10 protein-coding genes are annotated in these 16,671 nt (G+C 66.9%); 8 read left to right on the forward strand and 2 right to left on the reverse strand.

What is annotated here, in order from left to right:
- The first annotated feature begins 230 nt into the window (after positions 1–230).
- Positions 231–2,618, forward strand: coding sequence for a TonB-dependent receptor (locus tag N5C18_RS16795; RefSeq protein WP_279945168.1), 2,388 nt, complete (start codon positions 231–233; stop codon positions 2,616–2,618).
- Between the two features lie 199 nt (positions 2,619–2,817).
- A complete protein-coding gene (gene ybaL, locus N5C18_RS16800; RefSeq protein ID WP_053510269.1) occupies positions 2,818–4,515 on the forward strand; it encodes a YbaL family putative K(+) efflux transporter in 1,698 nt (565 codons plus the stop codon).
- Positions 4,516–5,005: 490 nt separating this feature from the next.
- Here the strand turns inward: ybaL and N5C18_RS16805 are convergent, their stop codons facing one another.
- A complete protein-coding gene (locus tag N5C18_RS16805; protein ID WP_279945170.1) occupies positions 5,006–6,292 on the reverse strand; it encodes an aminotransferase class V-fold PLP-dependent enzyme in 1,287 nt (428 codons plus the stop codon).
- 182 nt (positions 6,293–6,474) lie between these two features.
- Here N5C18_RS16805 and N5C18_RS16810 point away from each other — a divergent pair, with 182 nt between their 5' ends.
- The 3 genes from N5C18_RS16810 to N5C18_RS16820 all read left to right on the forward strand — a co-directional run bounded on the left by N5C18_RS16810 (position 6,475) and on the right by N5C18_RS16820 (position 9,439).
- Positions 6,475–7,212: a response regulator transcription factor gene (locus N5C18_RS16810; RefSeq protein WP_279945171.1), complete on the forward strand. Its 738-nt coding sequence runs from the start codon at positions 6,475–6,477 to the stop codon at positions 7,210–7,212.
- Entirely contained in the window at positions 7,209–8,498 is a 1,290-nt protein-coding gene (locus N5C18_RS16815; RefSeq protein ID WP_279945172.1) for an ATP-binding protein, read from the forward strand. The genes N5C18_RS16810 and N5C18_RS16815 overlap by 4 nt, the downstream gene beginning before the upstream one ends.
- 140 nt (positions 8,499–8,638) lie before the next feature.
- A complete protein-coding gene (locus tag N5C18_RS16820; RefSeq protein WP_053450591.1) occupies positions 8,639–9,439 on the forward strand; it encodes a MipA/OmpV family protein in 801 nt (266 codons plus the stop codon).
- A gap of 67 nt (positions 9,440–9,506) precedes the next feature.
- On the opposite strand, the gene clpB is transcribed toward N5C18_RS16820, so the two are convergent.
- A complete protein-coding gene (gene clpB, locus N5C18_RS16825; RefSeq protein ID WP_279945174.1) occupies positions 9,507–12,092 on the reverse strand; it encodes an ATP-dependent chaperone ClpB in 2,586 nt (861 codons plus the stop codon).
- Between the two features lie 252 nt (positions 12,093–12,344).
- Between clpB and N5C18_RS16830 the strand changes: the two genes are divergently transcribed.
- The 3 genes from N5C18_RS16830 to N5C18_RS16840 are packed head-to-tail and all read left to right on the forward strand — an operon-like array spanning position 12,345 to position 16,640.
- Entirely contained in the window at positions 12,345–12,839 is a 495-nt protein-coding gene (locus tag N5C18_RS16830) for a sigma-70 family RNA polymerase sigma factor (RefSeq protein ID WP_049456800.1), read from the forward strand.
- On the forward strand, positions 12,829–13,797 hold the full coding sequence (locus N5C18_RS16835; protein ID WP_279945176.1) for a FecR domain-containing protein: 969 nt from the start codon (positions 12,829–12,831) through the stop codon (positions 13,795–13,797). The genes N5C18_RS16830 and N5C18_RS16835 overlap by 11 nt, the downstream gene beginning before the upstream one ends.
- A gap of 53 nt (positions 13,798–13,850) precedes the next feature.
- Complete coding sequence (locus tag N5C18_RS16840) at positions 13,851–16,640, forward strand: secretin and TonB N-terminal domain-containing protein (protein ID WP_279945178.1); 2,790 nt, start codon at positions 13,851–13,853, stop codon at positions 16,638–16,640.
- The last annotated feature ends 31 nt before the right edge of the window (positions 16,641–16,671 follow it).

The raw sequence follows: 16,671 nt of genomic DNA on the forward strand, positions 1-16,671 counted from the left end.
CGACGTTCCTCTCTCCCACGTCCTCGCCGCGCGCCTCCCGGGCTCCCCCTCCCCGCCTGTGCCTGTGCGAGCTAAATGGTTGCTGCTGCAACGTTTTTTTCGATGACCGGCATTTGACAGCCACTGAATATCCCGTTAATTCCTGCCTTGCGCACCGCAACAACCGCCGTCCGCCTCACCCCCGTGATGTCGATTCCGGTGCCACCCCCGCCAACCGGAGCCCCATCCCGATGACCCGCAAGACCAGCCTGATCGCCGCCGCCGTCGCTGTCGCACTCGGTGGCTCTCCGTTCGTCGCCGCTGCCCAGCAGGCCGGCACCGCCGCCAACACCCTGGACACGGTGATCGTCACCGGCACCCGCGTGGCCGACCGCACGGTCGCCGAATCACAGTCGCCGATCGACATCATCACCCCGGAAATCCTGCAGTCCACCGGCACCGGTGAACTGGCCACCGCGCTGTCGCGCGCCCTGCCCTCGCTGAACTTCCCGCGCCCGGCCCTGACCGACGGCACCAGCGGCGTGCGCCCGGCGCAGCTGCGCGGCCTGTCGCCGGACCAGGTGCTGGTGCTGGTCAACGGCAAGCGCCGCCATACCTCGGCGATGATCAACGTCAACGGCAGCATCGGCCGTGGTTCGTCGGCGGTGGACATCAACGCGATCCCGATCGCCGCCATCGAGCGCGTGGAAGTGCTGCGCGACGGCGCTTCGGCACAGTACGGCTCGGATGCCATCGCCGGCGTCATCAACATCGTGCTCAAGGGCAGCGGCCGCGGCGGCAGCCTGGCGGTGGACTATGGCCAGTATTCGGCCGGTGACGGCAACAAGTACCAGCTGTCCGGCGACACCGGCGTCGAGTTCGGCAATGGCCGTGGCCGCGTGCACGTGGCCGGCCAGATCAGCCAGCAGGACGAGAGCAACCGCGCCGGCCCGTACCGCGGCACCACCCCGAACACCGGCAATTTCCCCAGCATCGGCCAGACCACCTTCATCGTCGGCGACCCGCGCGTGGATGCCACCGCCGCCTCGGCCAACGCCAGCTTCGACTTCAGCGACCACGTGACCGGCTACGCCAGCGCGCTGCTGAGCAACCGCGACATCACCTCGTTCGCGTTCTACCGCTCGCGCAACCACAACGGGCAGAGCGCGCTGCTGGCGCAGACCTACCCGGACGGCTTCGTGCCGGAGATCAACCAGTACTCCAAGGACCGCTCGCTGGTGGCCGGGGTCAAGGGCAACACCGACAACGGCTGGACCTGGGACCTGAGCCTGAACCATGGCGAGAACACCCTGGACTTCCACACCCGCAACAGCATCAACTACAGCCTGGGCGCCACCAGCCCGCGCTCGTTCTACGACGGCACGCTGAAGTACCAACAGGACATCTTCAACGCCGACCTGACCAAGTCGCTGGACTGGGGCCTGGCCTATCCGGTCACGCTGTCCTTCGGCGGTGAGTACCGCAAGGAGAAGTGGGACCAGAACCACGGTGAGCTGAATTCGTACACCGGCAGTGGCGCGCAGGGCTTCGGCGGTTTCACCCCGACCAACGAAGTGCATGCCGACCGCCACAACTACGCGGTCTACGCCGGCCTGGAAGCGGACCTGACCGAGAAGTTCTCGGCCGGCATCACCGGCCGTTACGAGGACTACTCGGACTTCGGCGACCGTTTCTCCGGCAAGCTGTCGGCGCGCTATGCGTTCACCGACAAGGTCGCGCTGCGGGCAACCGCCTCCAGCGGCTTCCGTGCACCGTCGCTGGCGCAGCAGGGCTACCAGGCAGTGACCAGCCAGTTCACCAACGGCGTGTTCGTCGAGCGCGGCACCTTCCCGACCACCAGCGCGGCTGCACAGGCACTGGGCGCCTCGCCGCTGAAGGCCGAGACCTCCACCTCCTACAGCCTGGGCCTGGTGCTGCAGCCGGTCGACCGCCTGTACATCACCGTCGACGCGTACCAGATCGACATCGATGACCGCATCGCGCTGTCGTCCAGCATTACCACCAACGCCGCCAGCAGCGCGCTGCTGACCAGCCTCGGCCTGCCGCAGGTGACCGCGTTCTCGTACTTCACCAACGGCCTGGATACGCGCACCCGCGGTGTCGACTTCGTGTCCAGCTACACCGTGCCGTTCGCGGCCAGCAGCCTGGAACTAACCGCGGCCTACAGCTACAACGACACCGAAGTGCGTCGCGTCGGCGGCACCCCGGCGGTATTCGGTACGCTGGGCCTGACCCAGTCGCTGATCGGCCGCGATGAAATCGGCCGCATCGAGGACAGCTACCCGCGCGACAAGGCGATCCTGAGCGGCACCTGGCGTTCGGACCACTGGGAACTGGGCCTGGCCGCCACCCGCTACGGCAAATTCACGGTGCGCAATTCGGCCACCGCGCTGCGCGACCAGACCTATGGCGACGCCTGGGTGGTGGATGCCTCGGCCAGCTACAAGCCGAGCAGCAACTGGACCCTGACCGTGGGCGCGGACAACCTGCTGGACAAGTACCCGGACCGCACCGAAGACCTGCAGAACTCCACCTTCGGCATGCTGCCCTACAGCAACTACTCGCCGTTCGGCTTCAACGGCGCGTATGTGTACGGCCGCATCAAGTACACCTGGTAAGCGGTAGTGCCGGCCACTGGCCGGCAACCCCTCGCCGTATCTGGAGGAAAGCCCCTTCTTGTTGAAGGGGCGCGCCAAAGGCGGGATAGAGGAGAAATGCGTGGGCAAACCCGCCGGCCACAGCATGTGGCCGGCGGGTTTGCCGTATCTGGCCTCATCGGTGAAAATCGGGACATCCCCCCGATTTCTGCGAGAGCCGATGCACCATGACACCGACCTGATCAACATCGTGGCCGTTGGCCTGGGGCTCGCCTTCATCTTCGGCGCGCTGGCCAACAAGCTGCGCTTGTCTCCGCTGGTCGGTTATCTGGTTGCTGGCATCTGTGTAGGCCCGTTCACCCCCGGCTTCGTCGCCGACCAGGCGCTGGCCAACCAGTTGGCCGAACTGGGCGTGATGCTGCTGATGTTCGGCGTTGGCCTGCACTTCTCGCTGAAGGACCTGATGGCGGTCAAGGCGATCGCCATTCCCGGCGCCATCGGCCAGATCGCGGTGGCCACCCTGCTCGGCTGGGGCGTGGCCTGGTTGATGGGCTGGCCGGCCCTGCACGGTGTCATCTTCGGTTTCTCGCTGGCCACCGCCAGCACCGTGGTGCTGCTTCGGGCCATGGAGGAACGCCGCCTGCTGGAAACCATGCGCGGCAAGATCGCGGTCGGCTGGCTGATCGTGGAAGACCTGGCCTGTGTGCTGGCGCTGGTGATGATGCCGGTGCTGGCCGGTGTATTCGGCCCCGAGGCCTCCAAGGAAACCCACAGCATCGGCAGCGTGCTGGCCGACATCGGCTGGACCTTCGTGCAGCTGGGCCTGTTCGTGGCGGTGATGCTGGTGGTCGGCCGCCGGGTCATTCCGTGGATCCTCGAACGCATTGCCGGTACCGGTTCGCGCGAACTGTTCACGCTGTCGGTGCTGGCGATCGCGCTGGGCGTGGCGTTCGGCTCGGCGATGCTGTTCGGCGTTTCGTTCGCGCTGGGCGCGTTCTTCGCCGGCATGCTGCTCAACGAATCGGAACTGAGCCACAAGGCCGCGCATGATTCGCTGCCGCTGCGTGATGCGTTCGCGGTGCTGTTCTTCGTCTCGGTCGGCATGCTGTTCGACCCGAACATCCTCATCCAACACCCGTGGCAGGTACTGGCCACGGTGCTGATCATCATGTTCGGCAAGTCAGCGGCGGCATTCTTCATCGTGCGCGCCTTCGGCCACCCGACCAGCACCGCGCTGACCATCTCGGCCAGCCTTGCGCAGATCGGCGAATTCGCCTTCATCATCGCCGGCCTCGGCGTGGCCCTGCAGATTCTGCCGAAGGAAGGCCAGTCGCTGGTCCTGGCCGGCGCGCTGGTCTCGATCATGCTCAACCCGCTGGTGTTCGGCCTGCTGGACCGCTGGCAGGCCAAGCAGGAGCAGTTGCCACAGCCGCCCGAGCCGGAAGAAGCCACCGGCCCGTCCCGGGACCTGCATGACCACGCCATCGTGATCGGTTATGGCCGCGTTGGCAGCGAACTGGCGCAGGTGCTGCGCGACCGTGGCGTGCCGGTGCTGGTCATCGATGACAACAAGGAGCACGTCGAGCAGGCCCACGCCAAGGGCCTGGCGGCGATCCGTGGCAGTGCCGCCGCCGACCGGGTGCTGGCCGAGGCGCACCCCGAACGCGCGAAGATCGCGGTGCTGGCGATTCCGCAACCGCTGGAAGCCGGCGAGGCGCTGGCCAAGCTGCGCGCGATCAATCCCGACCTGACCCTGCTGGCGCGTGCGCACAGCGATGCCGAAGTGAAGCATCTGCTGGAGCACGGTGCCGATGGCACGGTGATGGCCGAGCGCGAGCTGGCCTATTCGCTGGCGGAGATGATCATGTCGACGCCGCCGTACCGGAACCTGGGGCAGCACAGCATTCCGGTGGTGTGAGGGGCAGCGTGTGCAGGGCTTGCAGCCCTGCACCTGCCGAAGCAACGGCAACAGCAACGGCAACGACAAAAGCAGAAGCTGACATTCCGTGGGATGGCGGGGTGGGTCCGGTTGCGGGAGACGCCGTAAACCCATCCTTGGGGGCTTGGCCGCGGCTTGCTCGTGTGCGCGTTCCTGCGCACACGGCAAGACCGGGGTTGAGCGTCCTGCCCAACCCGCCCGAGGCATGCCTCGGGCCCATGCCGCGGACACTCCCGCAACCGGACCCACCCCGCCTTCGATAGATTCCTGCGATCTGTCCGAACGGCGTTCTGCTCTGGTGGGTGTCGACCTTGGTCGACACGGCGGCACAAAAAAAATCCCCGGTCGACCCGCATCGACCGGGGATCTGGATCGCCACGTTGCCACGCCTTGGAGAGGCAGTTCCACCGTAGCGCATTGCAGCGCCCGTGGTGATCGCCTGTGGCGATGACGACCAAGCCCGTGGCTATCAGGCGTTGGCCAGGGCCTGCTCCAGGTCCGCGCGCAGGTCGCCGATGTGCTCGATGCCGATCGACAGCCGCACGGTGTCTTCGCTGACGCCGGCCTTGGCCAGTTCGGCCGCGTCCAGCTGGCGATGGGTGGTCGAGGCCGGATGGGTGGCCAGTGATTTCGCATCGCCCAGGTTGACCAGGCGGGTGAACAGCTTCAGCGCATCGAGGAAGCGCGCGCCAGCTTCGCGCCCGCCCGGCAGGCCGAAGGTCAGCACGCCCGAGCCGTGTCCGCGCAGATAGCGCTGCGCGGCAGTGTGCTCGGGGTCGTCGACCAACCCGGCATAGCGCACCCAGGCCACCTTGGCGTGCGACTTCAGGAACTGCGCGACGGCCAGTGCGTTGGCATTGATGCGCTCCATGCGCAGGGCGAGCGTCTCGATACCCTGCAGGATCAGGAATGCATTGAACGGCGACAGCGCCGCGCCGGTGTTGCGCAACGGCACCACCCGCGCGCGGCCGATATAGGCGGCCGACCCCAGCGCTTCGGTGTAGACCACGCCGTGGTAGCTCGGGTCGGGCTGGTTGAGGCGGGCGAAGCGTTTTGGCTGCGCCGCCCAGTCGAAGCGGCCGGAGTCGATGATCGCGCCGCCGAGGCTGTTGCCATGGCCGCCCAGGTACTTGGTCAGCGAGTGCACCACGATGTCGGCACCGTGGTCGAACGGGCGCAGCAGGAACGGGGTGGCCACGGTGTTGTCGACGATCAGCGGCACGCCTGCCGCGTGAGCGACTTCGGCGATCGCCGCGATGTCGGTGACGTTGCCACGCGGGTTGCCGATCGACTCGACGAACACCGCCTTGGTGCGCTCGTCGATCAGCCCTGCAAACGCAGCAGGATCGGCCGGATCGGCGAAGCGCGCCTGGATGCCGTACTGCGGCAGCGTGTGCGCAAGCAGGTTGAGGCTGCCACCATACAGCGCACTGGACGCAACGATGTTGTCACCGGCCTCGGCGATGGTCTGGATCGCGTAGGTGATCGCCGCCTGCCCCGAGGCCAGTGCCAGTGCGCCGATACCGCCTTCCAGCGCGGCCAGGCGCTGCTCCAGCACGTCGGTGGTGGGGTTCATGATGCGCGTGTAGATGTTGCCGGGCACCTTCAGGTCGAACAGGTCGGCACCATGCTGGGTGTCATCGAAGGCATAGGCCACGGTCTGGTAGATCGGCACCGCTACCGCGCGGGTGGTCGGGTCGGGACGGTAGCCGCCGTGCACGGCCAGGGTTTCCAGTTGCCACTGCGGGTCGCTCATTGCACCAGGCTCCATCCGGGGAAACCGCCAACATAGGCCAAGCGGAGCCTGCTGCTGAAAGCCGCTGGCGATGACGTCCATACCGCCGGTTATCAGGTTGGCCGCGATTCAGGCAGCCGTCATGGTCCGTTGCTAGGCTTCGCCGCCGGGCGATCCTGCCCGGGCACGGAGGCCCAATACGCATGCAGCCCTCTCGCTGGACACCCGCCGCCAGCGGCGCGCCGACCCCGGTCCTGCTGGTGGAAGACGATCGCCGCCTGGCCGAGCTGGTCAGCGACTATCTGCACGAACATGGCTTCGCCGTACAGCACGTGGCCCGCGGCGACCTGGCCGGCGCGGCGTGCCGCCAGCATGCACCGGAACTGGTGGTGCTGGACCTGATGCTGCCGGGCCTGGGCGGCATCGATGTGTGCCGGCAGATCCGCAGCTTTTCCGATGTGCCGATCCTGATGCTGACCGCCTGCGAAGACGATATCGAGCAGGTACTGGGCCTGGAATCGGGCGCCGACGACTACGTGCACAAGCCGGTCGAGCCACGCCTGCTGCTGGCCCGCCTGCGCGCCCTGCTGCGCCGCCGTCATGGCAGCAGCAACTCCGGCACGCCGTGCCGGTTGATGCATGGCGAATTGCTGATCGACCGGATGCAGCGCGAAGTACACCTGCACGGGCTGCCGGTGGAGCTGGGAACGAGTGAATTCGAGATCCTGTGGCTGCTGGCCAGCCAGCCGGGGCAGATCCTGTCGCGTGACCAGATCCTGCAGGCAGTGCGCGGCATCGGTTTCGATGGGCTGGACCGCAGCGTCGATGTCAGCATCGGCAAGCTGCGCCGCAAGCTCGGCGACGACGCACGCGAACCCCGGCGGATCAAGACCGTGTGGGGCCGCGGCTACCAGTTCAATCCCTCGGCCTGGTCAGCATGAAGCGCCTGTTCCTGTGGTTGTGGTTCGTCACCAGTGCCTGTTTCCTGGTGTCGGTGTTCGTCCTCAACCACATCCTGGACGGCATCTACCTGCCGGTACAGGATCGCGTGTTCGCCGAGCAGGTGCGCGGGCAGGTGTATGCCCTGCGCACCGGGCTGGCCGGCCTGGACGCTGCACAACAGCGAGCGCGCGTGCAGCAGTGGCAACCCCACTATGGCATCGCGCTGACCCTGCTGGAGACGCCTCCCGTGCTCGACGCGCAGGAGCAGGTCCACCTGCAGGCACACGGCTTCATCGTCCGCGATCATTACCAGCAGATCCTGTTGCCCATCGAAGATGCAAGCGGCCGCTGGCTGCACCTGCGCCTGCCCGGCGAGGTGTTGATGACCACCTACATGTCCATCGCCGCCTACCTCAGCATCCTGCTGCTGGTCGGGGCCAGCCTGTATGCCTGGGTCCGCCTGCTGTGGCGCGACCTGGAAGCGCTGCGCCTGCATGCCGACCGCATCGGTGCCGGCGACCTGCAGGCACGGGCGCAGGTGTCGCCACGCTCGCAGATCCGGGTCATCGTTGACCATTCCAACCGCATGGCCGCGCGCGTGGCCGAGCTGGTGCAGCGCCAGCGCGACCTGACCCACGCGATCTCGCATGAACTGCGCACGCCGATCGCACGGGTGGCGTTCGGGCTGGACCTGATGCAGGACAGCGACGATCGCGCACGTCGCGCGAGCCTGGCGCAGGGGCTGCACGGCGATCTGGCCGAACTCAACCGGCTGGTGAGCGAACTGCTGGCCTATGAACGCCTGGAACACCCCAATGAGGGAGAGTCGCTGCAGCGCATCGAGGCCAACGACTGGCTGCAGGCCTGCCTGGCCGATGCGCGCCGCGACGCCGAACGTGCGGGCCTGGCACTGCGTGTGCAGCCCAGCGCGCTGCCGCGGGTGGATGCCGAGCCGCGCCTGCTGCAGCTGGCACTCAGCAACCTCGTGGGCAACGCCCTGCGCCATGCGCATTCGCAGGTGGAAGTCTCACTGGTGGGCGTTGGCGGCCGCGCCTGCCTGCGCGTGGACGACGACGGCCCCGGTATCGCCGAGGCCGACCGCGAAAAAGTGATGCGGCCATTCACCCGGCTGGATGACAGTCGCAGCCGCGATACCGGTGGTTTCGGCCTGGGCCTGGCCATCGTCAACCGCATCGCGGCGCGCCACGGCGGCGAACTGCATGTCAGCCGCGCCACGCTGGGCGGCGCACGCCTGGAAATGCACTGGCCGCTGGCTGGCAGCTGAACGCCAACGGGCGCGATTACAGTTGATTACAACTCCCGCACAACTGCGGACGGATCAGTCGCCGGCGAATCGCCACGCTGTCGACCCTGCAGCGCGCGCCGGATGCGCGTGCTGCATTCCTCCCATTGTCGAGAGAGCCCATGTCCCAGCGTCACCGTACCCCGTCCCTGCTCTGCCTGGCCCTGCTGCCGCTGTTCGCCGCGCCGATCGCCCATGCCAAGGATGACCACTGGACCTTCGAAGTCGCCGCCGGTGCCGGCGTGACCCCGCGCTACAGCGGCAGCAAGGACTTCCAGGCGTCACCGATGGTGTCCTTCGACGCCCTGTCACCCGGTGGCTGGTTTCTCGGCACCAGTGGCATCGGCTGGGGCACGGCGATCGGCGAGCATGCCCACGTGCGCGCCTACATCGGCGCCAGCGGCAGCCGCCGCGACAAGGACTCCGCCCTCGGCGGTTCCGACTTCCTGCGCGGCATGGGTGATATCCGTAGCCGTCCCCTGGTCGGCCTTTCGGCTGGTTATACGCTGGGAGAGGCCGTGCTGAGCGGCACCTGGCAATTCACGCGCAAGGACGAAGACCGCGGCGACAACGGCCTGGCCACCCAGCAGATGCACCTTAGCCTGGACCTGCCGCTGTTCGACCTGGCCGGTGGCGTGGTCAGCGGCAGCGTCTCCACCGAGTATGGCAATCGCGGCTACATGCAGACCTGGTACGGCGTCAGCCCGGAGCAGGCCGCGCGTACCGGCTTTGCCCAGCACAAGCCGAAGGCCGGCCTGGTGAGCGCCGGCCTCGGCCTGAAGTGGAGCCATCGCGTGGGCCGTAATGGCAACTGGTACATCTCGGCCGAAGGCACGCGCCTGCTCGGCGACGCCGCCGACAGCCCGATCGTGCAGAAGCCGAACCAGTTCGGCCTGATGAGCGGCTACACGCACCGCTTCTAAGAGCGGGCCGGGCCCGGCGTTGCCCACGGGAAACGGGGCGCTGCGCTCAGGCAGCGCCCCGATGGAGTCACGCCTTGGCGAACACCAGGTGGCCGCCGTCGTTGCCGACTTCGATGGTGTCACCGTTGACGAAGGCGCCGGAAAGGATCTTCTGCGCCAGCGGATTTTCCAGCTGTGCCTGGATCGCGCGCTTCAACGGACGCGCGCCATACACCGGATCGAAGCCGACGTTGCCCAGCAGGTCGAACGCAGCATCGGACACCACCAGCTTCAAGCCGCGCTCGGCCAGGCGCTTTTCCAGGCCGCGCATCTGGATGCGCGCGATCTGCTTGATCTGCTGCTTGTCCAGCGGGTGGAACACCACGATGTCGTCCAGGCGGTTGATGAACTCCGGGCGGAAGTGCGCCTGCACCACGCCCATCACCGCCGCCTTCATCTGCGTGTAGGCCTCCGGGCTGTCATCACTGCTCATGTCCTGGATCTGGTGCGAGCCCAGGTTCGAGGTCATCACGATGACGGTGTTGCGGAAGTCCACGGTGCGGCCCTGGCCATCGGTCAGGCGGCCATCGTCCAGCACCTGCAGCAGGATGTTGAACACATCCGGATGCGCCTTCTCCACTTCGTCCAGCAGGATCAGCGAGTACGGGCGACGACGCACCGCCTCGGTCAGGTAGCCACCCTCTTCGTATCCGACGTAGCCCGGGGGCGCACCGATCAGGCGGGCGACGCTGTGCTTCTCCATGAACTCGCTCATGTCGATGCGGATCATCGCGTCGGCACTGTCGAACAGGAACTCGGCCAGCGACTTGCACAGCTCGGTCTTGCCCACGCCGGTCGGGCCGAGGAACAGGAACGAGCCGGCCGGCCGGTTCGGATCGGACAGGCCCGCACGCGAACGGCGCACGGCGTCGGAGACGACCTTGATCGCTTCCTCCTGGCCGACCACGCGGTTGTGCAGCACCTCTTCCATGCGCAGCAGCTTGTCGCGCTCACCTTCGAGCATCTTGTTGACCGGAATGCCGGTCCAGCGCGACACGACCTCGGCGATCTCCTCGTCGGTAACCCGGTCCTGCACCAGCCTGAAGTCCTTGTGTTCGGCCTCCTGCGCAGCGGCCAGCTGCTTTTCCAGCTGCGGCAGCAGGCCGTACTGGATCTCGCTCATCCTGGCGAAATCCTGGCGGCGCTGCGCCGATTCCAGCTCCAGCTTGGCCTGCTCGACCTGCTCCTTGATCTTGGTTGCACCCTGCAGCGCGGCCTTCTCCGACTTCCAGATTTCATTGAGGTCGGAGAACTCGCGCTCCAGCGCATCGATGTCGTTTTCCAGATCGGCCAGGCGCTGGCGCGAAGCCTCGTCCTTTTCCTTCTTCAGCATCTCGCGCTGGGTCTTCAGCTGGATCACACGACGTTCCAGGCGATCCAGTTCCTCCGGCTTGGAGTCGATCTCCATGCGCAGGCGCGAGGCCGCCTCGTCCATCAGATCGATGGCCTTGTCCGGCAGCTGGCGGTCAGTGATGTAGCGGTTGGACAGCGTGGCCGCCGCCACAATGGCCGGATCGGTGATTTCCACGCCGTGGTGAACGGCGTACTTCTCCTTCAGCCCGCGCAGGATGGCGATGGTGTCTTCCACCGACGGCTCGCCCACGAATACCTTCTGGAAGCGGCGCTCCAGCGCGGCGTCCTTTTCGATGTACTTGCGGTACTCATCCAGCGTGGTGGCACCGACGCAATGCAGTTCGCCGCGTGCCAGCGCCGGCTTCAGCATGTTGCCAGCGTCCATCGCGCCATCGGCCTTGCCGGCGCCGACCATGGTGTGCAGCTCATCGATGAACAGGATGATCTGCCCTTCGCTCTTGGCCAGGTCGTTGAGCACGCCCTTCAGGCGCTCCTCGAATTCACCGCGGAACTTGGCACCGGCAATCAGCGCGCCCATATCCAGCGACAGCACGCGCTTGCCGCGCAGGCCCTCGGGCACCTCGTCATTGATGATGCGCTGGGCCAGGCCTTCGACAATGGCAGTCTTGCCTACGCCGGGTTCGCCGATCAGCACCGGGTTGTTCTTGGTCCGGCGCTGCAGCACCTGGATGGTGCGGCGGATTTCCTCGTCACGGCCGATCACCGGATCCAGCTTGCCGCTCTCGGCGCGCGCGGTCAGGTCGATGGTGTACTTTTCCAGCGCCTGCCGCTGCTCTTCGGCATTCTCCGACTGAACGTTCTCGCCGCCACGCAGCTTGTCGATGGCAGTCTGCAGGCGCGTCTTGTCGGCACCGGCGGCGCGCAGCGCCATGCCCAGCGTGCCGCCATCCTCCAGCGCGGCCAGCACGAACCACTCGCTGGCAATGAAGGCATCACCGTGCTGCTGGGCCAGCTTGTCGGTCTGGTTCAGCAGGCGCCCCAGGTCGTTGCCCAGCGAAACGTTGCCGGCCTGGCCGGACACCTTGGGCAGCGCGTCCAGCGCCTCGGTCAGGCGCTCGCGCAGCACCGGCACGTTCACCCCGGCCTGGGCCAGCAACGGGCGCGTGCTGCCACCCTGCTGGTCCAGCAGCGCGCTGAACAGGTGAACCGGTTCGATGATGCTGTTGTCGCGGCCCACGGCCAGCGACTGTGCGTCTGCCAGCGCCTGCTGGAAACGCGAGGTGAGCTTGTCCATCCGCATTGCGAAACCTCATCGGTGATCAGGGCCGGCCGCTGCCGGCGATGCTGGAAAGATGCGGTTGCCCCACCCCGTTTCAAGGGTGACTGCGACTGCATCCGGAGGCCAGTCAGCCCGCGGCCAGCATGCCGCACCGCATGTTGCCGCCGCGTTGATCCTGCGCAAGCCAGCGCGCATAGGGCACTGGAATCGGCGCATCACGGATGCGATACTTGCGAATCATTCTCATTTCGATCAAGACCGCGCACCCCGTCCATGCCTCCCCACCACGAACAACTGGGCGTGCTGTACCGCGATCACCGGGCCTGGCTGCAGGGCTGGCTGAGCGGTCGCGTAGGTAATCGCGATGTGGCCGATGACCTCACCCAGGACACCTTCGCCCGCCTGCTGCAGGGCCGCGACCTGGCCGCGCTGCGCGAGCCGCGTGCCTTCCTGACCACCGTTGCGCGCGGGCTGGCCGCCAACTGGTTCCGGCGCCAGGCACTGGAGCGCGCCTACCTGGAGTACCTGGCGCAGTTTCCAGAGCCGGTGCTGCCCTCGCTGGAGGAACAGGCGCTGGTGCGTGAGGCCCTGCAACAGATCGACGCGATGCTCGATGGCCTGCCCGCGATGGCACGCCGCGTCTTCCTGCTGGCGCAGTTCGATGGGCTGCGCTATGAGGCCATCAGCGAGCAGCTGGGGCTGTCGTTGTCGACGGTGAAGCGGCACATGAAGCGAGCGCTGATGGGCTGCCTGGCGCATGCCGGCTGAGACCGCCGCCGCATCGGCCCTTCCGCCGCGCGTACTGGAGCAGGCGGCCGACTGGATGATGCGCCTGCACGAGGACGACAGCGCGGCGCGACGCGCGCAATGGCAACACTGGCACGATGCCGATCCGGCACACGCCCGCGCCTGGCAGCGCGCGGAGCGTCTGTTGGCGCTGACCGCTCAGGTGCCTACGGCGCTGGCCCAACGCACCCTGCAGCCGCCCGCGTCGGCTGGGCGCCGCGCCGTACTGCGCAGCGTCGCCGCTCTGCTGGTGGCGCCACTCGGTGGATGGCTGGCCTGGCGGTTGTGGGACGACGCGGCGTGGGATGCCAGTGCGCGCACGGCGGTGGGCGAGCGCGCCCAGCAGGTGCTGGTCGATGGCAGCGTGCTGCATCTGGATACCGGCACTGCGGTCGACATCGCATTCGATGCGCATGCGCGCCTTCTGCGGCTGCGCCATGGGCAGATGCTGGTGGAGACAGCCGCTGATCCACAACGCCCGGCGAGGCCGTTCCGGGTCACGACCCCCTACGGCACGCTGCAGGCACTTGGCACCCGTTTCAGCGTGCGCCTGTTCGGGGAGGACGCCCTGCTGGTCGTCCAGCACGGCGCGGTGCGGATCTCCACACCGGGGCAACAGCGCCAGGTCGACGCCGGGCAGCAGCTGCGCTGGAACCTGACCCGGCTGCCACCTCCCAAGCCTGCACCACCCGGCGCTGACGCGTGGGTCCGGGGCATGCTGGTCGCCGATGCAATGCCGCTGCAACAGGTTTTGCAGGAGCTGGGGCGCTACCAGCACCGCTGGCTGCGCGTGGATCCGCGCGTCGCCGGCCTGCCGGTGTCCGGCGCATTCCCGCTGGACGACCTGCAACGCAGCCTGTCGATGCTTGCCGCCACCCATGCGCTGCGGATCGAGCAGGGGTTGTGGATCCACGTGTCTGCTGCGGGACATCGCGGCTGACACTTTTCCGAGCGTCGCGTGGCAGAGGGTATGAACCCCTCATTTTCCTCCCCATGACAGTGAACCTGCCCCGGCTTCGACTGAGCCTCCTCGCCACCGCGCTCGCCGCCACACCCGCGCTGGCTCAATCACCGCCCGATGAATCCCTGCACGTCCAGCGCAGCACTGTCTCGCTGGGCAGTGCACTGGGCGCGTTCGCCGCCGAGCATGGCGTGGCCCTGTCCTTCGACCCCGCGCTGACCCGTGGCCGCCAGGCTCCATCGATTGCCACAGGCCTGGACGTTGACGCAGGGTTCGACGCACTGCTGCACGGCAGCGGGCTGCGCGCGGTGCGGCGCGCCGATGGCAGCTACACCTTGCAGCGGGCGCAGCTCTCGGCAGGCGCACGACGCACCAGTACCCTGCATGTGCCGGGGCGGGACACTGGTTCGACCTTCGGAGGCAGCCTGCAACTGGACCGCAGCTACGTCGCGGCGCAGGCCGCCGGCAACGGTGACATCACCCGGCTGCTGCGCATCCATCCCGCCGTGCAGTTCGACAATGCCGACCAGGGCAGCTTCAGCCCCGGCGAGATCCGCCCTGCGGAAATCAGCATCAATGGTGCGAAGTTCTATCAGAACGCGTTCATCGTCGATGGCATGAACTTCAACAACGACATCGACCCTGGCGCCGATCCGGAGGTGTACCGGCTGTTCTCCGTTCCAGGCGGCTCGCAGGCGCTGGCACTGGACAGCAGCCTGCTGGAAGACGTCACCGTGCATGACAGCAACGTTTCGGCCGCCTATGGTGGATTCAACGGCGGCGTTGTCGAAGCGAGCACCCGGCGACCATCACGCACCTTCAGCGGCCGCCTGTCCACCCAGTCCTCGCGATCTTCGTGGACACGCTACCACCTCGACTCCACCGTCGCAGACAGCTACCAGAAGGCCTCCGGCGCGAATGACGGGCAGCCGGAATTCAAGAAGACCACCACGCGCGCCGATCTGGAGGGTTATCTGACCGACCGCATCGGCGTCCTGGCCAGTTTCACCCGCAAACGCTCGACCATTCCCACCTACAACCTGCAGTCGCACCTGGTCGACGACGCGCATCCGGAGAAACAGATCCAGCGGCGCAGCATCGACAATCTGTTCGTCAAGGCGGTCTGGGAAGCGAGCGACACGCTCGACATCGAGGCAAGCTTTACCCGTGCGCCGGAGGAATCCCACTACTTCCGCTCCAACGTCCCCGGTGCCGGCATCGACATCATTGGCGGCGGCCGCCAGGCGATGCTCAAGGCGACGTGGTCACCGCAATGGGGCACTCTGACCCAGCAGGTGGGCTGGAGTTCTACCGAGCAGTCCCGCCATCCGCAGTCTGCGGACTACATGAGCTGGCACTGGGCCGAGGGCAAGGACTGGGGAACCTCAGGCAGCTCGCTGGAAGGTGAATTCGGCGATATTGACCAGGCGCAGAAGACGCTCCAGTACCGTGCCGATCTGATACTGGCACCGCAGCGCTGGCTGGGCATGGAGCATCGTTTCGCGGCAGGCGTCCAGTACCAGCACCAGGAAGTCGACTACGAGCGCCTGGACGACACCTACATCTATGTCTCGCCGGCGCGCACCACCAGCTGTACCAACAAGGCCGGCATCACCGACACGCAGACCTGCTGGATGGGCCTGACCCGCACCGGCCGCGCCAACACCAGCAACTGGCCCGGACAGTTCTTCACCAGCCGCACCTATTACACGCGCGGCCGGCTGGACTTCCAGATCGACAGCTGGAGCGCCTACGCCGAAGACAGCATCCGCGCGGGGCGCCTGTCATTGCGTCCCGGCCTGCGCATCGACCATGACAGCTACATGCAGCACACCACGGTCGCACCGCGCCTGGCGATGTCACTGGATCTCGACACCGCCGGCGACACCCAGCTGATCGCGGGCGCCAACCGCTACTACGGCCGCAACGCGGCCACGTGGCGGCTGCGCGATGGCCTTGATCGGCTGCAATACAGGAACCAGCGCCGCCCCACCCTCGACAGCGAGTGGACCGCAGGTACGCAGACCGCCAACGGGCTGCATTTCGATCGCCTGAGAATCGCCTACGACGATGAGCTGATGCTGGGCGTCAAGCAGCAATGGAAGGGCTGGGAGTTCCTCGGCAAGGTCGTCAACCGCAAGGGGCGTGACCAGGTCGTGCGTTCCAGCAGCCGGGTACAGGACGAACGCGCGGATGATCCTTCGCTGGCCACCCACTACGAAACCTGGAGCAACGACGGCCGCAGCGAGACGCAGATCATCAGCCTTACCGTGCGCCCCCTGCGCCGCCTGCAGTTCGGCGGAACCAGCACCACGGGCCTGCTGGCGCTGGACTGGACCGACAGCCGCTCTTCTGCGCCCGACTACGAGGACGACTTCAGCACCGCGTACTACGAGAATCCGATCATCCGTTACGACGGCAGCTACATCCGTTACCGCGATCGTCCGGCAGACAACTTCACCCGCCCATGGACCGCGCGACTGGCCACCACCACGCATATCCCGGCAGCTCGGCTGACCTGGGGCAATACGCTGCGCTACCGGGCCGGCTATCGCGCGATACGGGACACCGGACTGAAGGATGTCCATGACGGCCAGAGTGTTGCGGTCTGGGAAAGACGGCGGTTTGCCCCTTCGTTGATCTGGGACATGCGCATCGGCTGGGAGCAGCCGTTGTCGACGATGGGCACGGTGTTCGCCAACGTGGATGTGTTCAACGTGCTGGATCGGCGCGCGGTGAATGGCGTATCCAGCAGCGTCAGCCGCGCGCCGTACTACGAAATGGGACGCTCGTTCTGGCTCGAAGTGGGCTACCGGTTCTGAGGCCCGCGCGCCGCCGCAGGCTTGGCTGGAG

Source organism: Stenotrophomonas sp. GD03930 (genome assembly GCF_029839665.1).
GTDB classification, from domain to species: Bacteria; Pseudomonadota; Gammaproteobacteria; order Xanthomonadales; family Xanthomonadaceae; genus Stenotrophomonas; species Stenotrophomonas forensis.